Origin of the sequence: Collinsella sp. AM38-1BH, assembly GCF_003467545.1 — a bacterium.
Taxonomy (GTDB): Bacteria; Actinomycetota; Coriobacteriia; order Coriobacteriales; family Coriobacteriaceae; genus Collinsella.
The window spans coordinates 282,194-305,568 of the sequence record NZ_QSHC01000001.1 but is presented as its reverse complement, the minus strand read 5'-3'; the positions used below and the strand labels follow the sequence as shown (position 1 = coordinate 305,568).

Genomic DNA, 23,375 nt, shown 5'->3' with positions numbered 1-23,375 from the left:
CGCTAGCTGCGGAAACGCGGGGCCCGTTCAGGCTGTTGCGTTGAGATTGAAAATCAACCCGCGTGTCACAGCGGAGCTGATTCAGTTGAGATTGCCTGAACATTCCGCCCCTCTTTACGCCCTCGGGTATACTCAAAAGCTACTGATTCGATTTGATGCCCAGCAACAGCAGAGGGGATAGTATATGTGCGGTTTTGTCGGTTTTGTCGGTGGGACGGATAACCAATCCGAGGTGCTCACCAAGATGATGGACCGCATCGTCCATCGCGGTCCCGACATGGGCGGTCAGTTTATCGACGGCCGCGTTGCCCTGGGCTTCCGCCGCCTGTCGATCCTCGACCTGACCGAGGCCGGCGCTCAGCCCATGGCCAACGAGGACGGCAGCGTCGTCATTGTCTTTAACGGCGAGATCTACAACTTCCAAGAACTCCGTTCCGAGCTCGAGGCCAAGGGCTACAAGTTCCACTGCGGCGCCGACACCGAGAGCCTCCTGCACGGCTACGAGGAGTGGGGCGAGGCCGTTCTCGATCGCCTGCGCGGTATGTACGCCTTCGTCATCTGGGACAAAAAGAAGAACAAGCTTTTTGGCGCCCGCGACATCTTTGGCATCAAGCCGCTCTACTACTATCCCATGGCCGATGCGGGCGACGGCGCTCCGGGCGTGCTCTTTGGTTCCGAGATCAAGAGCTTCCTGGACTACCCGCACTTCCACAAGGCGGTCAACAAAAAGGCTCTGCGTCCGTACATGACGCTGCAGTATTCGGCAACCGAGGAGACCTTCTTCGAGGGTGTCTACAAGCTGCCGCCGGCGCACTACTTTACCGTCGATATCCCGACCGGCAAGATGAACATCGAGCGTTACTGGGATTGCGATTACTCTGCCGTCGAGAAGCCGTTCGAAGAGTATGTCGATGAGCTGGACGAGGTCGTGCACGAGAGCGTCGAGGCCCATCGCATCGCCGACGTCAAGGTCGCGTCGTTCCTCTCCGGTGGCGTCGACTCCAGCTACATCGCCGCTTGCCTCATGCCCGACAAGACCTTCTCGGTGGGCTTTGACTACAAGAACTTCAACGAGACCAACTACGCCAAGGAGCTTTCCGATAAGCTCGGCGTCGAAAACGTTCGCAAGATGATTACCGCCGACGAGTTCTTCGGTGCGCTCGAGGACATCCAGTATCACATGGACGAGCCGCAGTCCAACCTGTCTTCCGTGCCGCTGTGGTTCTTGGCCGAGATGGCCCGCAAGGACGTCACCGTGGTGCTTTCGGGCGAAGGCGCCGACGAACTCTTTGGCGGCTACGCCTACTACGAGGATACGGTCCCGGTGCGCAAGTACAAAAAGATGGTGCCGCTGCCCGTCCGTCGCGCGCTCGGTAACCTGGCGCTGCATATGCCGTACTTCAAGGGACATAACTTCCTGGTCAAGGGTGCCGAGATCCCCGAGAAGTCGTTCCTGGGACAGGCTCTGGTATGGCCGGAGCGCGAGGTCGACGACGTGCTCAAGCCCGAGTACAACACCGGCGATGGTGCCTTCGAGCTTGCCGCTCCCATCTATGCGCGCGTGAAGGGTCAGCCCGAGCTGGTCAAGAAGCAGTACCTGGACATGAACATGTGGCTCCCGGGCGACATTCTGCTCAAGGCCGACAAGATGTGCATGGCACACTCACTGGAGCTGCGCGTGCCCTTCCTGGACCGCAAAGTCATGGAGTTCGCCGAGCACATTCCCGATCGCTACCGCATCAACGAGAACGGCAACAAGCAGGTACTCCGCCACGCTGCCAACAAGTCGCTGCCCGATGAGTGGGCCACCCGTCCCAAGGTGGGCTTCCCGGTGCCGATTGTCTACTGGCTGCGCGAGCAAAAGTGGTACGACTATGTCAAGGAGTACTTCACCGCGCCGTGGGCAAGCGAGTTCTTCGATACCGACGAGCTCATGCGCCTGCTCGATCTGCACTTTGCGGGCAAGGGCGATTTCCAGCGCAAGATCTATACGCCGCTCGTGTTCCTAGTGTGGTACAAGCGCTTCTTTATCGACGAGGGCCAGCCTTCTGTTCAGGCTGCCTAGCCTCGGCTTACGAACGCCTGCGCGTAACGGCTCCTCCGGGAGCCGTTTTTGCGTGGGTGCGTTTCAGTTACTATAAAAACCGTCCCTGCCAAATGGCTGAGAAAGGTGAAAGATGCACCATTCGGATTCCGCGACCGTGACCACGGTCGATACGCTTGCCAAGCTGCTCGATGTGTGCGGCGAGCTGCGCGCATCAGAGCAGGTTGACGAGCGTGCCGTGACCGGCTGCTCGTTTGATTCGCGCGCGGTCTCGGCAGGTGACGTGTTCTTCTGCAAAGGTGCTGCCTTTAAGCCCGCGTTTTTGCGCATGGCGCTCGATGCGGGCGCCGTCGCATTTGTGTGCGAGGAGTCGCTGGTCGAGTCTCTGGAGCCGCTGGCGCAGGAGAGCGGTGCTGCGATGCTGGTCGTGGACAGCGTTCGCACGGCCATGGCCTTGTTGCCGCCGGAGGTCTACGACCGTCCCGACCACGACGTCAAGATCGTGGGCATCACCGGCACCAAGGGAAAGACCACGGCCGCTTTTATGCTCCAGTCCATCATCAAGGCGGCGGGCGAGTCCTGCGGCATGATCGGCTCGGTGAGTACCGACGATGGTATCGAGTGCTACGAGAGCACCAACACCACGCCCGAGGCCCCCGAGGTTTGGCGCCATATCGCCAACTGCCGCACGTCCGGTCGCCAGTCCATGGTCATGGAGGTCTCGAGCCAAGCGCTCAAGTACCAACGCGTCGAGAATCTGCCGTTTGACGTGGCGTGCTTACTCAACATCGGCCGTGACCACATCTCACCGATTGAACACCCCACGTTTGAGGATTATTTTGAGAGCAAACTCAGGATCTTTGACCAGGCAAAGACCGCCGTGGTGAATCTGGGCATCGAAGAGGTCGACCGTGTGCTGGAGGCAGCGTCGACGGCCGAGCGCTTGGTGACCGTTGGCGTCGAGCATCCCGAGGCAAGCCTGTGGGCGAGCGATGTACGCATGGTCGGCTTTAGCATCGAGTTCAACTTGCATGGCCTGTGTGCCGACGAGTCCGAGGCGGGGGAGAAGATCCTGCTGGGCATCGCGGGAGACTTTAACGTGGAGAACGCGCTGGTCGCTATCGCCGCCGCGCGCGAGATCGGCATCGGTATCGAGGCCATCAAGAAGGGCCTCTCCAAACTGCGTGTGCCGGGCCGTATGGAGGTCGTGGAGTCGAAGGACGGCCGCGTGATTTGTGTCGTCGACTACGCGCACAACCAGCTTTCGTTCCGCTCGCTTTTCTCGTCGGTTAAGCGCGCGTTTCCCGCTAGTCCCGTCATTGCGCTGTTTGGCGCTGCCGGCGGCAAGGCGCAGGAGCGTCGCGAGCAGCTTCCGCGCGAGGCCGCACCATATTCCGACCTGATGATCTTTGCCAACGAGGATCCAGCTCACGAGGACCCGATGAAGGTCTGTCGCGAGCTTGCCGAGCATGTTCCCGACGATACGCCGAACAAGATCATCCTCGATCGCGAAGCCGCTGTGCATGCGGCGTTCAAGGCGGCGCGCGAGGAGTACGTCAACCCCGATGCTCCCACCATTGTCTTGCTGCTGGCGAAGGGTGACGAGGAGCTCATGCATGTGGGCGACGAGTTCGTGCCCATCGAGAGCGACCTTTCGCTGGCCAATCGCCTGATCGATGTTACCCAGTTTGACTAATGAACCATGATGGCGGCGGCGCCCTGAGTGCGCTGTCGCCATAAGCGTGTTCCCTCAATCAAAACATGCCGTCCAAGTCCAAACCCTTCTACGTAAACGGAGTAACCATGTCCCACAATACCCTGCCGACCGTCGCTGAGCTTTCGGGCGAGATGCGCGAGCGCTTGGCCAAGGTCAAGTACGTCTTTACCGACCTGGATGCCACGATGCTCGCACCCGGCTCGTGCGTGCTGCGCGACAACGACGGCAACCCCTCGACCAAACTCGTCGAGGCCGTCGTGGCGCTCGCTCGCGCTGGTATTCAGGTGGTTCCCACCTCGGGCCGCAACCGTACCATGATCCACGAGGACGCGCGCGTGCTCGGTCTCAACTCCTACATCGGCGAGATGGGCGGCCTGGTCATGTACGACCTCAAAGCCAACGATTGGGAGTATCTGACCGGCGACATGCCCTACGACTCCTCTTGCGGCCTCACGCCGCACCAGGTGATCGAGCAGACCGGCGTGTGCGAGAAGATCCTCGCCCGCTGGCCGCACAAGATCGAGTATCACAACGACATGTCGACCGGCTACAAATACCGTGAGGTCACCGTCGGCATGCGCGGCGATGTGCCCGACGATGAGGTTCAGGCCATCCTGGACGAGGCCGGCTGCGGTCTGATCTGGGCTTGCAACGGCCATCTGACTCACCTGTCCAAGCCGACGACGCTCGAGCTCGATCGCGTCGAGGACGGTCGCTCATTCAACATCAACCCCGCGGGTCTCAACAAGGGCGTTGCCATCGCGCGCTTCTGCGAGCACCTGGGGATCGAGCGCGAGGAGACGCTCGCGCTCGGCGATTCCGAGTCCGACTTCTACATGGCCGATCACGTGGGCACGTTCTGCCTGGTCGAGAATGGCCTGACGAGCGCCGGCGCGCCCGAGTTCCTGGCTGCTTGCGAGAACGCTTTCGTTACGCGCGGCAAAATTGTCGACGGTTGGGCGGCGACGGCAGAGCTGCTGGTCGCGGCGCGTTCGTAGCGCGGCGCCGCCGCACTTGGACATGTCTTTTCGAGAGAGACTGGTGAGGTAATGTCCGATATCGAGAATCCGGCAGGCGACACGCGCCCGATTGGCGTGTTCGATTCTGGTTTGGGCGGTCTGACGGTTGCGCGCGCCATCGCGACGGCGCTGCCGCACGAGTCCGTCTACTACTTTGGCGACACCAAACGCTGCCCCTACGGCACGCGCACCGAGGATGAGGTGCGCTCGTTTGCGTTGCAGGCGGGTCGTTGGCTTTCGAAGCACGACGTCAAGATTATGGTCATCGCCTGCAATACGGCGACTGCTGCGGCCTTGCGTCTGGCCCAGCAGGTGCTCGACGTTCCTGTGATCGGCGTGATCGCGCCGGGTGCCCGTGCGGCAATCAACAGCACCCGCACGCGCCGGGTGGGCGTGCTCGCCACCAACCTCACTATTCGCTCGGGCGCCTACACGCGCGCCATTCAGGATCTAGATGCCGGCGTCGATGTATACGGCTGTCCTGCCTCGAGCTTTGTCGAGGTTGTCGAACACGAGCTCGCCTCGGGTGCACATCTGCAGGAACAGTGGCTTGAGAACGAGGACATCTTCGATACGCCTGCCGTGCGTGCGCTGGTGGGTGCCACGGTTGAGCCGCTGCGCGACCACGGTATCGATACCGTGGTGCTCGGCTGTACACATTTTCCGCTGTTGGTGGGACCTATCCGCCATGCGCTGGGGCCTGGGGTGCGCGTCGTGAGTTCCGCCGAGGAGACCACGTGCGAGCTGACCGATATCCTCACGCGCCGCGAGCAGCTGGCGGGCGACGCCGCCGAGCCGCAGCATCGTTTTGCCACGACGGCCGATAACATTGCCGAGTTTGCGGTGGCGGGCAGCTTTATCTTTGGTCAGCCGCTCAAGAGCATCGAACATATCGATATCGATGAGCTGAAATAGATGTAAGGCAGCCGCCAAAGCCTTCGCCTCATCTTTTGCCGAAAGGATATTTCTATGGAGTACATGCAGGTCAACCGCGCCAACGGTCGCGCCGCCAACGAGTTGCGCCCCGTTAAGCTCACCCGTGGCGTCATGAAGCACGCTCACGGCTCGTGTCTGGCCGAGTTCGGTGACACGCGCGTGCTGTGCGCCGCCACTATCGAGGAGGGCGTGCCGGGCTGGCGAAAGGGAGCTAAGGCCGGCTGGGTGACCGCGGAATACGCCATGCTGCCGGCGTCGACCGGCAAGCGCTGCAAGCGCGAGCACGCCAACCGCAAGGGCCGCTCCATGGAGATCGAGCGCCTCATTGGCCGCAGCCTGCGTACCGTCGTCAACATGAAGGCGCTCGGCGAGTACACCGTCACCGTCGACTGCGATGTGATTCAGGCCGATGGCGGCACGCGTACAGCGAGCATCACCGGTGCCTGGGTGGCGCTGCACGACGCCCTCGCCATGTGGGTCGAGGCGGGCAAGATCGAGCGCATCCCGCTTATCGGCCAGGTGGCTGCCATCTCCATGGGCGTTGTCGACGGCAACACTCTGCTCGACTTGGATTATTCCGAGGACAGCCATGCCGAGGTCGACATGAACCTCGTCGCCACCGACACTGGTGAGATGATCGAGCTCCAGGGCACTGGCGAGCAGGCGCCCTTCGACCGCAAACGCCTCAACGCCCTGCTCGACCTGGGCGACAAGGGTATCGCCGAGCTCATCGAGCTCCAGCGCCAAGCCCTCGCCTAACCTACCAAAAAGGGACAGGTTTATTTTGGTAGGTTTTATCTGGGAAAACGTCGAAGTATAAGACTGCCGTTGATTGAGAGGGGAGAGAGGCCGAGGTCCTCGTCGTCCTCAACACGGCATTGCTATAGAGACAAGGAGGCCAGCTATGGCACTTGAGAAGATTGACATCGACACCCTCGACCCGGCGGCGACCATCGTCGTGGCAACCGGCAACGCCCATAAGCTCACCGAGATCGAGGTCATTTTGGGCAAGGTCATGCCCGAGGTACGCTTTGTGGCGCTCGGTCAGCTGGGCGATTTTGAGGACCCCGAGGAAAACGGCACGACGTTTTTGGAGAACGCCATCATCAAGGCGCAGGCTGCGGTCGAGGAGACGGGGCTCATGGCCATTGCCGACGATTCGGGCTTGGTCGTTGATGCCCTGGACGGCGAGCCGGGCGTGTATAGCGCGCGCTATGCGGGCGTGCATGGCGACGATGCCGCCAACAACGCCAAGCTGCTCGTTAACCTGGAAGGCGTGGCCGACGAGGATCGCACCGCGCGCTTTATGAGCGTCGTTGCACTCATCGACACGGACGGTTTGGTCACCTATGGTGAGGGCGCCTGCGAGGGCACTATCGCACACGAGGGGCGCGGCGATCACGGCTTTGGCTATGACCCGCTGTTCCTGCCGGTCGACACGCCGGGCAAGACCATGGCCGAGCTGACGGCGGACGAGAAGAACGCCATCAGCCATCGATTCCATGCGCTCGAGCACCTATCCGCCAAACTGACGGGCGAGGAGTAGGCCGTGCGCGCGGTGGTGCAGCGCGTGCTCAACGCCGGCGTGACGGTCGACGGCGAGTGCGTGGGTCGCATTGGACGCGGCTACCTGGTGCTGCTGGGTGTGGGCCATGGCGATACGCGTGCCGAGGCCGACAAGCTGTGGGGCAAGCTCCGCGGGCTGCGTATCAACGAGGATGAGAACGGCAAGACCAACCTGGCACTTGCCGATGTCGACGGCGAGGTACTCGTGGTGTCGCAGTTCACGCTGTTTGCCGACTGCCGCCACGGCCGCCGTCCGTCGTTTACGGATGCCGGCGCCCCCGATGTCGCCAACGAGCTCTACGAGTACTTCTTGACGCTTGTGCGCGAGGACGTTGAGCATGTGGCGCACGGTATCTTTGGCGCCGACATGAAGGTCGACCTGGTCAACGACGGCCCATTCACCATCGTCTTGGACACCGATAGTCTGTAAGTAATCAATTTGGGACCGGGTTTTTAGCTACTTGCGTATGGCCACAACAGGGTGCTATAGTATTAGAGTTTTGTCTATCTTAGGGGTATTATCCCCTTTTTGAATTGCACCTTCTGGAGGCCCTGTTCATGGAAGAGATGGAAGTCAATCACGTCGACGACATCCACGAGAAGCTGACCGATATGGTGGGCGATCGCGTCAAGGTTAAGGCCAACATGGGCCGTACCCGCGTCGTCGAGCGCATGGGCACCATCAAGAGCGTCCACCCGGCCGTCTTCATTGTCGAGGTCGACGAGCGTCGCGGCCGCAAGTCGCGTCAGTCCTACCAGTATATCGATGTGCTCACCGGTCAGGTCGAGCTGTTCGACCCCGAGAGCGGCGAGCACATCTTTACCCCGCTCGGCAATCAGCTCGAGGAGCATTAACGGTGACCGATCGGTCCCTGACTCTTTCCGCGCCGGCAAAGATTAACCTCTACCTGGGGGTTCATACCGAGCGCGATGACCGCGGCTACCACAGGGTCGATTCCCTGATGGCGGCCGTCGGTCTTTCCGATACCGTGACGGTCACGCCGTCGCAGGCGCTGACCGTCCAGACGGTTCCAGCATCAGATTTTCCCATGCAAAAGAATACGGCGTATCGGGCTGCGGTTGCTATGGCCGAGCATTATGGTCGCGAGGCAAACATCTGCGTGACGATTGAGAAGCGCATTCCATTGTGCGCCGGCTTGGGCGGCCCCTCGACGGATGCGGCCGCGGTCATTGTCGCCTTGGCAGAGCTCTGGGGCATTGATCGCACCGACCCGGCGCTCGACGACATTGCGCGGGGCATTGGTGCTGACGTCCCGTTCTTTTTGCACGCGAGTCCTGCGTTCTACGTAGGCGGGGGAGACGTGCTGGCAACTGAGTACCCCGCGCTGCCCGCGACGCCCGTCGTGCTGGTCAAGCCGCGCGAGGCAAGCGTTTCGACAATTGAAGCCTATCGACGTTTTGACGAGGCCCCGGTGCCTGCGGACGAGCCCGGCGCGATAGCTTCTGCCTTGCGTGCTGGTGATGCTGAGACGGCATATGCGCTCATCCATAACAACCTTGGTGTCATTTCCGCACAGATGGAGTCGCAGATTCAAACGGTCCTCGACTGGCTGCGTAAACAGGACGGAACCGTTGCTGTAGATGTGTGCGGATCGGGTGCCTGCTCGTTTGCCATTTGCGACACCGCTGCCACGGCCGAAAGGCTTGCCGATGCTGCCCAGCAAAATGGCTGGTGGGCCTGCGCGACTGAGCTTATTCCCAACACGGTTCAAATCGACGCGCCAAAGAAATAAAAATTTCTCTAGCACACGACGAAAATCTTTGTTACTATAGTCGAGCTAACGGGTTGTGGCTCAGTTTGGTAGAGCACTGCGTTCGGGACGCAGGGGTCGCTGGTTCAAATCCAGTCAACCCGACCAGAGCATGAGGAGGGACCGCTTCTTGCGGTCCCTTTTTTTAGCTAGTGTTGTGATACCGCGATACCCGCGGTATACTCATTCGAGCTTGTCTCGCTGTATTGTGGAGGTCTACATGTTTGGACTGAGGGCTCCTGAGCTCATCATTATTCTCGTCGTTGTCCTGATTATCTTCGGGCCCAAGAACCTGCCGAAGCTCGGCAAGTCCCTCGGCTCTACCGTCAAGAATATCCGCGAGGGTATGGAGGGCGACGATAAGGCCGAGACCAAGCAGGCCGAGGAGGTCGTGGTCGAGCAGTCCGAGGAGGACAAGGAGATCGCTGAGCTCGAGGCCAAGCTCGCTGCTGCCAAGAAGAAGCAGGCAGAGGACAGCGACGCGGACGCAGAGTAGTCCCATCCCTTTGGGGTGAGCACCTGACCGGCTTGCCCGCAGGCTAGCCGGTCTTTTTCGTTTTGTTGACAGTTGATTGTTTGATCAGAGTTGGGGAGATATCCGTATGGACGCAAGCCAGATCGTACTGACCGCTGAGGGCCGCCAGAAGCTCGTCGAGGAGCTCGCTTGGCGTGAGGGCGATTACGCCAAGGAGATCGTCGAGGACATCAAGGAAGCCCGCGCGTTCGGCGACCTTTCGGAGAACTCCGAGTACGACGCCGCTAAGGACAAGCAGGCCCAGAACGCCGCTCGTATTGCCGAGATCCAGGCCATCCTCGCCAACGCTCAGGTTGCTGCCACCACGGGCGACCTGACCGTCTCCATCGGTTCCACCGTTTCGCTGATTGATCCCAACGGCGAGGTCATGGAAGTCACGCTCGTCGGTACCACCGAGACCAACTCGCTCGAGCACAAGATCTCCAACGAGTCTCCGGTCGGTCACGCCATCATCGGTCACGGCGAGGGTGATTCCGTCGAGGTCGTTACGCCTTCCGGCAAGACTCGCGTCTACACCATCGCCAAGATCGCACGCTAGACCACGGTCCCGCGTAAAGGTATGTTTTCGCTCCCTGGGACCGAATCCTGGGGAGCGTTTTAGTTTGAGGAGCTAACTTATGGCAGAGAACCAGAACGCCGCCGATCAGGCATCGACGCTCAACGACGAGCGCGCCACCCGCCTGGCCAAGCGCGCCGCCCTGTTCGAGGCGGGCCAGAACCCCTATCCCGAGCACTCTGAGCTTGAGGACTACGTCGCCGATATCGAGGCTAAGTACGCCGAGCTTGCCGATGGCGAGGACACCGAGGACGTCGTGAAGATCGCTGGCCGTGTGGTCGCCAAGCGCGGTCAGGGCAAGATCATGTTCATCGTCGTGCGCGATGCGACTGCCGAGATTCAGCTGTTCTGCCGCATCAACGACATGGACGAGGCTGCCTGGAGTACGCTCAAGGCCCTCGACCTGGGCGACATCCTGGGCGTGACCGGCGTGGTCGTGCGCACCCAGCGTGGCCAGCTTTCCGTTGCCCCTAAGAGCGCGACCCTGCTTGCCAAGGCCGTTCGTCCGCTGCCCGAGAAGTTCCACGGTCTTTCCGATAAGGAGACCCGCTATCGCCAGCGCTATGTCGACCTGATCGCCAACGACGACGTTCGCGAGACCTTCCGTAAGCGTTCGCAGATTCTCTCCACCTTCCGTCGCTTTATGGAGTCCGACGGCTACATGGAGGTCGAGACCCCCATCCTGCAGACCATCCAAGGCGGCGCTACTGCCAAGCCGTTCATTACCCACTTCAACGCGCTCGATCAGGAGTGCTACCTGCGTATTGCCACCGAGCTGCACCTCAAGCGCTGCATCGTCGGTGGTTTTGAGCGCGTGTTCGAGATCGGCCGCATCTTCCGTAACGAGGGCATGGACCTTACCCACAACCCCGAGTTCACCACGATGGAGGCCTACCGTGCCTTCTCCGACCTCGAGGGCATGAAGGCACTCGCCCAAGGTGTCATCAAGGCTGCCAACAAGGCCATCGGCAACCCCGAGGTCATCGAGTACCAGGGCCAGACCATCGACCTTTCTGGTGAGTGGGCCAGCCGTCCCATGACCGACATCGTCTCCGACGTGCTCGGCAAGCAGGTCACCATCGACACGCCGGTCGAGGAGCTTGCTGCCGCCGCGCGCGAGAAGGGCCTGGAGATCAAGCCCGAGTGGACTGCTGGCAAGATCATCGCCGAGATTTACGATGAGCTGGGCGAGGACACCATCGTTAACCCGACGTTCGTGTGCGATTACCCCATCGAGGTCAGCCCGCTCGCCAAGCGTTTTGAGGACGACCCGCGTTTGACCCACCGCTTTGAGCTGGTCATCGCCGGCCACGAGTACGCCAACGCTTTCTCCGAGCTCAACGACCCGGTCGACCAGGCCGAGCGCTTTGCCGCCCAGATGGCCGAGAAGGCCGGCGGTGACGACGAGGCCATGGAGTACGACGAGGACTACGTGCGCGCCCTCGAGTACGGTATGCCTCCCGCGGGCGGCATTGGCATTGGTATCGACCGCGTGGTCATGCTGCTCACCAACCAGGCTTCTATCCGCGACGTGCTGCTGTTCCCGCACATGAAGCCCGAGAAGGGTTTCCAGTCCGGTGCCGCTGCCGCCAAGGCTGCCGAGGCCGGCAACGCCGCGAGCCCGTTCGTTACGTCGCTTAAGCCCACGCTCGATTACTCCAAGATCGCCGTTGAGCCGCTGTTTGAGGAGTTCGTCGACTTTGATACCTTCTCCAAGAGCGACTTCCGCGCTGTGAAGGTCAAGGCATGCGAGGCCGTCAAGAAGTCCAAGAAGCTGCTGAACTTTACGCTCGACGACGGTACCGGTACCGACCGCACCATCCTCTCCGGTATTCACGCTTATTACGAGCCCGAGGACCTGGTCGGCAAGACCTTGCTCGCCATTACCAACCTGCCTCCACGCAAGATGATGGGTATTCCCAGCTGCGGCATGCTGATCAGCGCTGTCCACGAGGAGGAGGGCGAGGAGCGCCTCAACCTGATCCAGCTCGACGCCTCCATCCCTGCCGGCGCAAAGATGTACTAGGGGGTTACGCGGGTTTACCAACCCGCGTAACCAGTTGACGCTGCGCGCCGCCCAGGGCGACAATTTGTCATTCAAAAGGCAAGGCATGACCAGAAGGTCTATGCCTTGCCTTTTTCATGCCAACTTGTTCGCCCTGGACGTCGCTCGCTGTCCGTCCTCTATCTGCGGTGTTGCCCTGGTTGGCACTTAGGGACGTTCCTTTTCTGCCGGCACTTGGGGACAGTCCTTGTCAAGCTATTGGTGCAAGGGAGACGACTGCCCAACGGATATTGCGCACATGGCTCGCGTGACAGTCGTCTCTTTTATGTTTCCTTTAGCCGTTGCTGTCTAGGATGGGGGTTAGTCGGCAGGAAGGGAGCGTCTATATGGACGACGCGAGCGAGCGTGCAATCGAAGAGGACATGCTCGATCAGTTCAACTACTTTGATGATGAGGACGAGGAATTGATCGACCGTCGCGAGCCGGCGGCGCTCGATACTTTCGACCTTATTGATGAAGAGCCCGACGAGGACGAGGTCGGATCAGCGGAGCCCCCACAGCCTTCGCGCCTTGACTCGCTGCTTTCGAGAGCCCCCATGCACCACGGCGTTCGTGCCGGCGCGCTCCATATGAAAACTGACTGGCACCAGATCGTGACGGCAGGCGATGAGCTTGCCGTCGATGCGCCACTCACCGATAAGTCATCCATCATCTGCCGCACCGGCATGCTTATGCTGGCAAGCGGAACAGGTGCCTGGCGCGTGCGCGATACCATGAATCGTGTTGCTGCCGTACTCGGCGTCACGATTCACGTCGACCTGAGTCTTCTGTCGTTTGAGTGCACTTGCATCGAAGATGGCCACTGCTTTAACGAGGTTGTCAGCCTGCCCACAACGGGAGTCAATACCCATCGCATTTGGATGATGGAGAGTTTCCTCAAGGAAATCGAGACCTATGGTCGTCGCTTCACGGTACACGAGTATCACGAGATGCTCAGGACCGTTGAGAGCTCAAAGCCTGATTACTCTCCCTGGCAACAGGGCCTTGCGGCAGCCTGTGCTTGCGGCGCCTTCGTCTTTTTGCTCGGCGGCGGCCCTATCGAGATGGCCTGCGCGTTCGTGGGCGCGGGTGTCGGCAACTTTGCCCGCTCCCATATTCTCAAGCAAGGCCTTGGTCAGTTCAGCGCGCTGACGACCGGCGTTGCGCTCGCTTGCGTTTCGTATCTGCTGGCATTGCTCGGCCTTGGCCAGGTCATACCGGGGGCAATGTCGCACCAAGAAGGCTATATCGGCGCCATGCTCTTTGTGATTCCCGGCTTTCCACTCATTACGGCAGGCCTCGACATCGCTAAGCTCGACATGCGAAGCGGTATCGAGCGCCTTTCATATGCCGTATCGATTATTGTGATGGCGACCCTCGTAGGTTGGATGGTTGCCGAGTGTGTTGGCCTGGCGCCGGACGACTTTGCCCCACTGGGCCTTTCGCCGCTTGCCCTTACGCTCCTGCGCGTGGTGATGAGCTTCGTTGGCGTATTCGGCTTCTCGGTGATGTTCAACAGCCCGGTAAAGATGGCCGCGGCAGCTGGGTTGATCGGCGCCGTGTCCAATACCCTGCGTCTGACCCTTGTCGATGCGCCGACGATGATTCCCTTCCTGGGCCTCAGCACGGGAATGCCTCCCGAGGCAGCAGCGTTTATCGGCGCGCTGGTATCGGGGCTGCTCGCAAGCTTGGCTGAAGTCAAGCTCACCTACCCGCGCATCGCCCTCACGGTGCCTTCGATTGTCATTATGGTGCCGGGCTTGTATCTGTATCGCTCGATGTATTACATGTGCACCTTCGACACGGTCAATATGCTCGGCTGGTTTGTGCGCGCAGTGCTCATCGTAGCGTTTCTGCCCGTTGGACTGGGTGTGGCGCGTACGCTCACCGACCCTCGCTGGCGCCACACCAGCTAATTGGTACAAGGGGGACAGGTTACTTTGCACCAAATGAGTTGCGGTGAAATAGGGACTGAATTGTTGCTTAAAGGGTCAAAACAGTCCGTATTCCACCGCAACTTATGGGGTCGGGGGTTTTGGTGCCCTGCATCTCCACAAACTCAACGCTTACGAAGCGCGCGCCGTTCGTGTTAGGGTAGTTCCACCACATAAGTAGTCGCAGACGCGCGTAACACGGGCGGGCGAGATGAAGTCCCAACAGCTCCATCTTGCCCGCCCGTTTTTGTTGCGTGGCGCCGCGGTACAACACAGAGAGGAATCTGCCCTTTATGCCTATCAACAAACGGGAGAGCCTGCTGTTCACCTTTATCATGTGCTTTTGCATGGTGCTCTGGATGAGCATCTACAACGTTGCCCTGCAGCATGGGGCCATCAACGGCGAGGTTGTTGCCGCCGCGTGGCTCGGCTTCCCCGTTGCCTACATTTTTGCCATGTGCTGCGACTGGTTTGTTGCCAGTCCCCTTGCCAAGGGTTTCGCTTTTAAATTCCTGGTCACGCCGGGCAAGAGCTCGCCACTTGCCATGACGCTCGCCGTCAGCTCCTGCATGGTCGTTCCCATGGTCATCATCATGTCGCTGTACGGTGCCTGTGAGGGTCTGACGCACATGCCCGGCGGCATCCTTGCGAACCTGTATTCCGTGCCCGCGATCTGGATGATCAACATCCCGCATAATTTTGTGATGGCGCTGCCGTGGAACCTTTTGGTAGCCGGTCCGATTTCCCGCTTCGTCTTCCGTCGCGCCTTCCCTGTGGGGACGGTTTTCGAGGAGGAGCATGCCGAGCTCTTGGAGCAGGCTATGGCTCCTGAGTGCGAGTAGCTCGCTTAGGGATCTGCTGAGCGCGGGCGACTTGCTTGGTTGGAGCCCTAAGCGTGGATAGCTCTCTCGGCGACATCGCGGGCGTGAGCGGTGCGCATGACCGGAGGGCCCGTGCTGCTCCGTTGCCCGACGTGCTAGCGCGCAGAACAATCTGTTGGTGCATTCGGCGGCTGCTGAAGCGTTTCGGCAGCCGCTTTTTATACGGAGTTTAAATACAACAGTCTGTTGTATTACGTAGAGTGGTATATCTCTAGCGGGAAAAATGCGAGAGACGGAGCATTATGGCGTTGCTAGTAGGACTGGACGTAGGGTCGACGACGACCAAAGTTTACGCGATGCACGAGGATATGACCGAGGCGTGGTGGGGATATCGCCGCCACGGGGCGTGTCAGACAGCGAGCGTGCGCGCCATGCTCGGCGAGCTCGCCGAGCGCTTTCCCCATGAGTCGCTGCGCGTTGCGGTGACCGGCTCGGGTGCGCGCGATATCGCGACCGCGCTGGGCGCCTCGTACGTTCAGGAGGTGGTCGCCAACGCGCTCGCGATCAGCAGGTTCTATCCGCAGACGCGCTGCGCCATCGAGCTGGGCGGCCAAGACGCCAAGATGATCTTCTTCCGCACCAACGATAAGGGAGACATCGAGGTTGCCGACATGCGCATGAACGGCTCGTGCGCAGGCGGTACCGGTGCATTTATCGACGAGATGGCAAAGCTCATGGGGGTCGGCACCGAATCGGGCGAGTTCGAGCAGCTCGCAAGCCGGGGAACGACCGTCCACGAGGTCTCGGGCCGCTGCGGCGTGTACGCAAAGACCGATATCCAGCCGCTGCTCAACGAGGGCATTCCTGCCACCGACCTGGCGCTTTCGGCGCTTCACGCGGTCGCCCGCCAAACGATCGGCGGTCTGGCCCAGGGTATCGACATCGAGCCGCCGGTAATCTTCGAGGGCGGTACGCTCGCCTACAACCCCACACTGGTCCGCGTGTTCCGGGAGCAACTGAATCTATCGGACGATCAGGTTATCGTCCCGCGCGATCCGCAGATCATGGTCGCGCGCGGTGCCGCCCTGTCGCTGACCGACATGTTCGCATCGTCCCAACCGATCGACCTTCCCGACGCTTTTGTCCGGCTGGATAAGCTCGAGACGGTCGCGCCCGCAAGCGGGGAGGGACGTCTTGCCCAGCCCTTTTTTGCCACACCTGCCGAGCAGGCGGATTTTACGGCACGCCATGGCAAAGAGACGCCGGCAAAGGGTCCGGATGCGTATGCGCCCGGAGAGACGGTGCGTGTGGCGCTCGGTATCGATTCGGGGAGCACGACGACCAAGTTCGCCCTGGTCGATGAGGCGGGTGAGCTTGTCGATTCGTTCTACGCGTCTAATAACGGCAGACCGCTCGACGTCGCCCAACAGGGTCTTGTCAGCTTGAAGAACCGCTGGGAGACAGCGGGAGTCACGCTTGCGATCGATGCCGTGGGCACCACGGGATACGGCGAGGAGCTTTTCGCGCGCGCGTTCCACGCCGACTACCATACGGTCGAGACGGTCGCGCACGCCCGCGCCGCGTGCGCATGCGTTCCCGATGCGACCTTCGTGCTCGACATCGGCGGACAGGATATGAAGGCCATCTGGCTCAACCACGGCGTGCTGACCGATATCGTCGTCAACGAGGCGTGCTCTGCGGGCTGCGGCTCGTTCCTCGAGGGTTTTGCCAAAAACCTCGGAATAGCCGTTGAGGATATCGCGACCGAGGCATTTTCGTCCAAAGCCCCCGCCGTTCTCGGCAGCCGCTGCACGGTGTTCATGAACAGCAGCGTCGTTTCCGAGCAGCGGCGCGGTAAGGGTCCGGGCGACATCATGGCCGGTCTCTGCCGTTCGATTATCGAGAACGTGTTCACCAAGGTCATTCGCGTTTCAAATCTCAACCGTCTGGGCGACAAAGTCGTCGTCCAGGGCGGCACGTTCCGAAACGACGCGGTGCTGCGCGCATTCGAGCAGTATCTGGGCAAACCCGTCACGCGTGCGCCCCACCCGGGGCTGATGGGCGCTATCGGTATCGCCCTGCTCGCGCGCGAGGAATGCCGCAAGGGCGACGCCGGCACGTCGTTTATCGGGCTCGATGCCGTGGAGCGCTTCGAGCATCGCGAGTTCGGCGGCGTTACCTGCCGTCGGTGCAACAACCGCTGCCAGCGCGCGGTCGTGGCATTTGGCGACGGCTCGCTTTACGTCACGGGCAATCGCTGCCCGCGCGGCGGCGCCATCTCATGGGATGAGCTCGTGCGCGAGGTTCCCGCGGCGGAGGAGCTGCGTCCGCAGGGTGCTTGCGAGGCACAGGCACCCGGCACGGGGCGCGACCGGACCGCGGCTGCCCCCAATCTCTTTGTCGACCGCGAGAAGCTGCTGTTCGAGTCGTACCCCACGGTTCCCGTCTGCGGGGGGCGCGATGTCACGATCGGCATTCCCCGTGTGCTCGAGTTCTGGGACACCATGCCGTTCTGGTCGACGTTCTTCAGCACGCTCGGCTTTAAGGTGCGCGTCTCGGGACGCAGCACCAAGGCGATGTACGAGCGCGGTCTGGCGCACGTCACATCCGACACCGTGTGCTTCCCGGCCAAGCTCGTCCACGGGCACATCCGCAATCTCGTCGACGCCGGCGTCGACCGCATCTTCATGCCCATCATCACGACGGTGCCCACCGAAAACACCGCCTCTACCAGCGAGTGGATGTGCGCCGTCGTAAAGGGATACCCCTACGTGATGCGCAATTCCGATAACCCGGAGGAGCGTTTCGGCGTTCCGTTCGATACGCCGCTGTTCCACTGGTACGACGAGGGCGACCGAAACCGCCAGCTCAAGGCGTGGTGCAAGGAGACCTTCGATATCGATGCCGACCTGGTTGCCAAGGCGACCGAGCAGGCGGACCGCGCGCAGGAGACGTTTGAGAACCAGCTGCAGCTGCGCGGCAGGCAGGTGCTCGAGAACGTGCGCGAGGACGGCGGCTACGCGGTGGTGATCGCTTCGCGCCCGTACCACAACGACCCGCTGGTCAACCACGGGCTGCCCAAGCTCTTCTCTGAGCGCGGCATCCCCGTGCTGACGCCCGATGCGGTGCCGGGGGTCTGCAACGTCGATCTTTCCAACAGCCGCATCGACATCGTGAACAACTACCATGCGCGCATGCTGTCGTGCGCGGTCATCGTCGCATCGACGCCCGAGCTCGAGCTCGTGCAGATGGGCAGCTTCGGCTGCGGCCACGATGCGTATCTCACCGACGAGATCGCGCGCATGATGGGCGAGATGGGCTCCAAGGTTCCGATGATGATCAAGCTCGATGAGAGCGACGTCGCCGGTCCCATGGGCATTCGCGTGCGTTCGTTTATCGAGTCGGTCAACCGTCGTCGCGCGGAAGAGCGTGCCGAGGGCGCCCGGGTGCACGCGGTCCATCCGCTCGACGACCCGTATAAGGTCAAGTACACCAAGCGCGACCGGCACGACAAGATCGCGCTGGTCCCCAACACCTCCCATGCGTTCTGCAGGCTCATGACCGCGGCGATGCGCAATCAGGGCGTGCGCGCCGAGGCCCTTGATATCGGGCGCGAGGATGCCATCCGCCTGGGCAAACGCTATGTGCACAACGACATCTGCTTCCCCGCGCAAATCGTGATCGGCGAGGCGCTCGCGGCACTCAAGAGCGGTAAGTACGACCCGCACGACGTCGCCGTGGTGACTGGCAAGTATATCGGCGACTGCCGCCTGACGCACTACATGCCCCTGCTGCGCCGCGCGCTCGACGACGCGGGATACGACTATGTCCCGGTGCTCACCAACGACGACGTCGATGCCCACAATGCGCATCCGGGCTTCAAGCTCGGCCTTGGCCCGAGCATCCAGATCGCCTACGGTCTTCCCATGATCGATGCCCTCGAGGCCATGCTTAGGCGCATCCGTCCCTATGAGCTCGAGAAGGGCGCGGCGGACGCTGCGTTCGACCGCGCGCTCGATGAGGTTATCGAGGGCATGGAGCGCTCGGGGCTGAGAGGCCAGGCGACGGGCTTCAAACGCGCGCTTGCGATCATGGACGCCGTTCCGTACGACCGCTCGAACCCGCATCCGACCGTTCTCATCGTGGGCGAGTACCTGCTCAATTTCCATCTCGGCGCCAACCACGAGATCGAGCGCTACCTCGAGGACAACGGGCTCGAGGTCATCGAGGCGCGCATGACCGACGTGATCCGCAAGACCTATTTCTACAAGCATGCGCAGTCGCGCGAGTTCCACGTCGACCTGTCGCTGCCCGAAAAGGCCTGGTACGCCACGGCGGACAACCTGTTCGAGCTCGCGCACGACCGTTGCGACCGCCTGGGCGCGGCGAGCCCGCTCTACGAGCCGCCGACGCGCATGCCCGAGCTCGTGCGCGCGAGCGATAAGATCCTGCACCATACGTTCGATGCGGGCGAGGGCGTGCTGATTCCGGCGGAGATCCTCGAGCACGCCAAGCGCGGCTGCCGCAACTTCGTGATCCTGCAGCCGTTCGGGTGTCTGCCCAACCATGTCGTGGGGCGCGGGCTCATCCATGCGCTCAAGGAGCAGTATCCCACGGCGCAGTTCCTGCCGCTCGACTACGATCCCGACGTGAGCTTCGCCAACGTGGAGAACCGTCTTCAGATGCTCATCATGAACGCCAAGGCGCAGGGGTGCGGTGAGGCGCATGGCGAGACCGCGTAAGGACGCCGATGCGCCCGATGCACGCACCCGTATCATCGAGGCGTTTTGGGAGCTCATCGAGAACAACAGCATCTTCGAGCTGTCGGTTGGCGAGGTGACCCGCGCCGCCCAGTGCAATCGCGGAACGTTTTACTACTATTTTCACGATTTCGATGAACTCGTCGCCATCGCCATAGCCCAGCTGCTGCAGGATAACGAGCTCATCACCGATGCCCTCTGGCATTTTTCGAGCGAGGGCGACCTTTCGGCGTTCGACCGGCGCGACGTCCGCTGCCTGCTGCGGCGCATCGTCATCACCATGAGGGCGGGTGCCGCCGAGCAGGTCGAGCAGGGCATCCATACGATCATCATCGACCGCGTGAGAGAGATCGTCCACCCCGACGGAGAAGAGCTCAAGGCAGATTCGAGCTTTGCGGTGGGCTTTCTGGTCTCGGGCATCATGGGCTTTGTGATGGCGGTCGGCTTTGCCCGGGAGGGCGGCGAGGAGATAGACCTCGAGCAGCTGGGGGACAGCGCGTGCGCGTACCTGAGGGCGGTCGCCATGCAGACGGTTGAAACGGTCGCGCAAGTCGAGGGCGTCGATACATCCGAGCTGCTCGAACGCGTCTCCAAGGAGGCCGATGCCTATCGCGCATCGCGTGCGACGAGTCCCGACGTGGTGAAAGACGTCTAGGGTTTCTCTTGCGGGGCGCCCGTCGCGCATCGCGCGGTGAGTCCCGCGATGCGGTCATAACCTGCATTCATGTGAGCCGGGTTTATAGATATTCCTCCAGCTGTTAACATATACTCCATATGGGTAAAGAGACCAAAGCGCTGCCGCGGGGCGGCGCTTTGCGTTTGAAAAAACTAGCTCGTCTAAGAGGAACTAGCATGTTAGACCGTTTTACCGATCGTGCGCGTAAGGTCATGTCCATGGCCAAGCAAGAAGCGCTCGATCTTCATTCAAATAAGGTGGGCACCGAGCACCTGCTGCTCGCGCTTGCCAAGGAGGACGAGGGCATTGCCGCCGAGGCGCTGCGTTCGCTCGACATCTCCTATGATGACATCATGGATACTCTCAAAGAGGTCCAGACCACGGTTCCCGAGCCCAGTGAGGAGACCGAGGCGGCCAAGCTCGCCTTTACGCCGCTCGTCATTAGCGTGATGGAGCGTTCATTCCGCGTGGCGCGCGAGAACAACCAGACCTACGTGTCGACCGAGCACTTGCTGATCGGCATCGTCGAAGAGGGCAACGGCATGGCCATGGACATCCTCATGCGCCTGGGTGTGTCGTCCGCCTCCATCAAAAAGGCTATCGAGAAACTCACCGCCAAGGACCAGGACAAGAAGCGTCCGCTCGCCGGCGCCGGTGCTGGTCGTCCCGGTGCGGGCCTGCCGTTCTTTAGCGGCTCGGATACCTCTCAGCAAAGGGGGGGTGGCACCGATACGCTTAAGCAGTTCGCGACCAACCTCACGCAGAAGGCGCGCGACGGCGAGCTCGACCCTGTAATTGGTCGCGAAAAGGAAGTCCAGCGTATGATGGAAATTCTTTCGCGCCGCACCAAGAACAACCCGCTCATTCTGGGCGACCCCGGCGTGGGCAAGACGGCCATCGTCGAGGGCCTGGCTCAGCAGATTGCAGCCGGCAACGTGCCCGAGAACCTCATGAACCAGAATATCTGGACGCTCGACCTGCCGGGCCTCGTGGCGGGCGCCAAGTATCGCGGCGAGTTTGAGGAGCGCCTCAAGAACGTGATCCAGGAGGCCACCGAAGCTGACGACGTCATCCTGTTTATTGACGAGATGCACACCATCATCGGTGCCGGCTCTGCCGAGGGCTCCATCGACGCGAGCTCCATGCTCAAGCCCGTTCTCGCACGCGGTGCTTTCCAGATCATCGGTGCCACCACGGCCGAGGAGTTCCGCAAGTACCTCACCAAGGACCCGGCCTTCGAGCGTCGCTTCCAGACCATCGATGTCGAGGAGCCGAGCGTCGAGGACACGGTCAAGATCCTGACCGCGCTCAAGCCGCGCTACGAGGAGCACCACCATGTGCGCTATACGCAGGGTGCTATCGAGGCCGCCGCGAACCTCTCCGACCGCTACATCCAGGATCGCTTCCTGCCCGATAAGGCCATCGACCTCATTGACGAGGCCGGCGCCCGCGCCCGCATCGCCGCCAACCGCGCGCCCGAGCCGGTGCGCGAGGCCGAGCATCGCGTGGAGGAGCTTAAGGCCGCCGCGCAGGAGGCCACCGAGAGCGACGACATGAACAAGGCCGCCGAGATCACCGAGCAGCAAAAGGCTGCCGAGATTGAGCTCGCCGAGGCCAAGGCTGCCTGGACGGCCGAGCTCGACGCCAGCCCGCTCACCATCGATGTCTCCCAGATTGCCGACATCGTGTCCGTGACCTCGGGCGTGCCGGTGTCCTCGCTCACCGAGAGCGAGAGCCGCCGCCTGCTGCAGGCCGAAAGCGTGCTCAAGACGCGCATCATCGGTCAGGACGAGGCCGTCGAGGCCGTTGCCAAGGCCGTGCGCCGCAGCCGCTCGCCGCTCAAGGACCCGCGTCGCCCCGGCGGCAGCTTTATCTTCCTGGGCCCCACCGGCACGGGCAAAACCGAGCTCGCCAAGACGCTCGCCGAGTATCTCTTTGGCAGCAAGGACGCGCTCATCAGCTTCGATATGTCGGAGTTTGGCAGTGAGTTCGAGGTCTCCAAGCTCATCGGTAGCCCCCCGGGCTATGTGGGCCACGACGAGGGCGGCCAGCTCACCAAGGCTGTTCGCCGTCACCCGTACTCGGTCGTGCTGTTCGACGAGATCGAGAAGGCGCACCCCGACATCTTCAATATCCTGCTGCAGGTGTTGGAGGAGGGCCGTCTGACCGATAGCCAGGGCAAGACGGTCGACTTCCGCAATACGGTGATCATCATGACGTCAAACGTGGGCGCCCGCGAGATCGCGCAGGATGCGAGCGTTGGCTTTGGCACCACCGGCGAGCAGAGTCTCACGTCGAGCGAGATCAAGGGCCGTGCGATGGGCGAGCTCAAGCGCCTGTTCCGCCCCGAGCTGCTCAACCGTATCGACGATATTGTGGTGTTCCAGAAGCTCTCGGGCGAGAACCTGACCAAGATTGCGCACCTGCTGGTGGACGATCTGCGCCAGCGCCTGATCGCAAACGGCATGAACATCAAGCTTACCGATGCGGCCTACGACAAGATTGTGGCGGAGGGTACCGACCTCACCAACGGCGCGCGTCCTCTGCGTCGTGCCATCCAAAAGCTCATCGAGGATCCGCTGTCCGAGGAGCTGCTGGCCGGTGAGTGGGGCGAGGGCGATACCGTCCTGTGCGACGTGGTCGACGGCAAGTTTGTCTTTAGCCACGGCACGGGTGAGATTCCGGCGCCGCGTCCGGCGGGTGCACTCGGGGGCGATACCGCTCCGGCGGCGCCGCACACCGGAAACGCCGCGCCTGTGAGCAGTGGCGTGAGCTCGGGCCCCGGCGGCATGATGCAAGCCGGTTCCGGCGCGCTGTAGGGCGTGGCGACAATTTGATACGCGCAATCGAGGCGCTCCGGAAAGGGCGCCTCGATTTGTAGAGCTGCGGTAACTGTGACCGTTACGCTATGCGGTCCACCGTTAGCCGATGATGCGAGGGCGCTCGGCGTTTTCGACTGGTTTATGCACGCAAAGTCTGGGAATATACAAGTCGC

Annotated in this window: 18 protein-coding genes and 1 tRNA gene; all 19 read left to right on the top strand. The window is 61.6% G+C overall.

The features are described 5' to 3' along the window. The coding region (locus DW870_RS09445) for a hypothetical protein (RefSeq protein ID WP_233547369.1) at positions 1 to 181 on the top strand (181 nt) is incomplete at its 5' end. Between the two features lie 3 nt (positions 182 to 184). After that, the gene (gene asnB, locus DW870_RS01270; RefSeq protein WP_117848014.1) at positions 185 to 2,065 is read left to right on the top strand and encodes an asparagine synthase (glutamine-hydrolyzing); all 1,881 of its coding nucleotides are present in this window, start codon (positions 185 to 187) and stop codon (positions 2,063 to 2,065) included. 112 nt (positions 2,066 to 2,177) lie between these two features. Beyond that, positions 2,178 to 3,740 (top strand): Mur ligase family protein, encoded by a 1,563-nt coding sequence (locus DW870_RS01265; protein ID WP_117876647.1) that lies wholly within the window; start codon positions 2,178 to 2,180, stop codon positions 3,738 to 3,740. A gap of 107 nt (positions 3,741 to 3,847) precedes the next feature. Beyond that, the gene (locus DW870_RS01260; protein ID WP_117848017.1) at positions 3,848 to 4,759 is read left to right on the top strand and encodes an HAD family hydrolase; all 912 of its coding nucleotides are present in this window, start codon (positions 3,848 to 3,850) and stop codon (positions 4,757 to 4,759) included. A gap of 51 nt (positions 4,760 to 4,810) precedes the next feature. Continuing rightward, positions 4,811 to 5,695 (top strand): glutamate racemase, encoded by an 885-nt coding sequence (gene murI / locus DW870_RS01255; protein ID WP_117848019.1) that lies wholly within the window; start codon positions 4,811 to 4,813, stop codon positions 5,693 to 5,695. 54 nt (positions 5,696 to 5,749) lie between these two features. Continuing rightward, positions 5,750 to 6,475: a ribonuclease PH gene (gene rph / locus DW870_RS01250; RefSeq protein WP_117848021.1), complete on the top strand. Its 726-nt coding sequence runs from the start codon at positions 5,750 to 5,752 to the stop codon at positions 6,473 to 6,475. A gap of 145 nt (positions 6,476 to 6,620) precedes the next feature. Next, positions 6,621 to 7,262: an RdgB/HAM1 family non-canonical purine NTP pyrophosphatase gene (rdgB, locus tag DW870_RS01245; RefSeq protein ID WP_117848023.1), complete on the top strand. Its 642-nt coding sequence runs from the start codon at positions 6,621 to 6,623 to the stop codon at positions 7,260 to 7,262. Positions 7,263 to 7,265: 3 nt separating this feature from the next. Then, the gene (dtd, locus tag DW870_RS01240) at positions 7,266 to 7,712 is read left to right on the top strand and encodes a D-aminoacyl-tRNA deacylase (protein WP_117848025.1); all 447 of its coding nucleotides are present in this window, start codon (positions 7,266 to 7,268) and stop codon (positions 7,710 to 7,712) included. Positions 7,713 to 7,840: 128 nt separating this feature from the next. Then, on the top strand, positions 7,841 to 8,137 hold the full coding sequence (locus DW870_RS01235; RefSeq protein ID WP_006234957.1) for a Veg family protein: 297 nt from the start codon (positions 7,841 to 7,843) through the stop codon (positions 8,135 to 8,137). Between the two features lie 2 nt (positions 8,138 to 8,139). Then, positions 8,140 to 9,036, top strand: a complete 897-nt coding sequence (ispE, locus tag DW870_RS01230; RefSeq protein WP_233506163.1) for a 4-(cytidine 5'-diphospho)-2-C-methyl-D-erythritol kinase — start codon at positions 8,140 to 8,142, stop codon at positions 9,034 to 9,036. A gap of 49 nt (positions 9,037 to 9,085) precedes the next feature. Next, positions 9,086 to 9,162, top strand: a tRNA-Pro gene (locus tag DW870_RS01225). Between the two features lie 112 nt (positions 9,163 to 9,274). After that, complete coding sequence (tatA, locus tag DW870_RS01220; protein WP_022094895.1) at positions 9,275 to 9,550, top strand: twin-arginine translocase TatA/TatE family subunit; 276 nt, start codon at positions 9,275 to 9,277, stop codon at positions 9,548 to 9,550. Positions 9,551 to 9,656: 106 nt separating this feature from the next. Continuing rightward, complete coding sequence (gene greA, locus DW870_RS01215) at positions 9,657 to 10,127, top strand: transcription elongation factor GreA (RefSeq protein WP_006234960.1); 471 nt, start codon at positions 9,657 to 9,659, stop codon at positions 10,125 to 10,127. A 79-nt stretch (positions 10,128 to 10,206) separates the two neighbouring features. After that, positions 10,207 to 12,171 carry a lysine--tRNA ligase gene (gene lysS, locus DW870_RS01210; protein WP_117848026.1) on the top strand — a complete coding sequence of 655 codons (1,965 nt, stop codon included), beginning with the start codon at positions 10,207 to 10,209 and terminating at the stop codon, positions 12,169 to 12,171. 365 nt (positions 12,172 to 12,536) lie between these two features. Further along, positions 12,537 to 14,105 carry a threonine/serine exporter ThrE family protein gene (locus tag DW870_RS01205; RefSeq protein ID WP_225093848.1) on the top strand — a complete coding sequence of 523 codons (1,569 nt, stop codon included), beginning with the start codon at positions 12,537 to 12,539 and terminating at the stop codon, positions 14,103 to 14,105. A gap of 311 nt (positions 14,106 to 14,416) precedes the next feature. After that, a complete protein-coding gene (locus DW870_RS01200; protein ID WP_117848029.1) occupies positions 14,417 to 14,965 on the top strand; it encodes a DUF2798 domain-containing protein in 549 nt (182 codons plus the stop codon). A gap of 281 nt (positions 14,966 to 15,246) precedes the next feature. Then, positions 15,247 to 19,686, top strand: a complete 4,440-nt coding sequence (locus DW870_RS01195) for an acyl-CoA dehydratase activase (protein WP_117876645.1) — start codon at positions 15,247 to 15,249, stop codon at positions 19,684 to 19,686. After that, entirely contained in the window at positions 19,670 to 20,359 is a 690-nt protein-coding gene (locus DW870_RS01190) for a TetR/AcrR family transcriptional regulator (RefSeq protein ID WP_117848032.1), read from the top strand. Before DW870_RS01195 ends, DW870_RS01190 begins: the two co-directional genes overlap by 17 nt. Before the next feature lie 197 nt (positions 20,360 to 20,556). Continuing rightward, positions 20,557 to 23,199, top strand: a complete 2,643-nt coding sequence (locus tag DW870_RS01185) for an ATP-dependent Clp protease ATP-binding subunit (RefSeq protein ID WP_117848034.1) — start codon at positions 20,557 to 20,559, stop codon at positions 23,197 to 23,199. Positions 23,200 to 23,375: the final 176 nt, after the last annotated feature.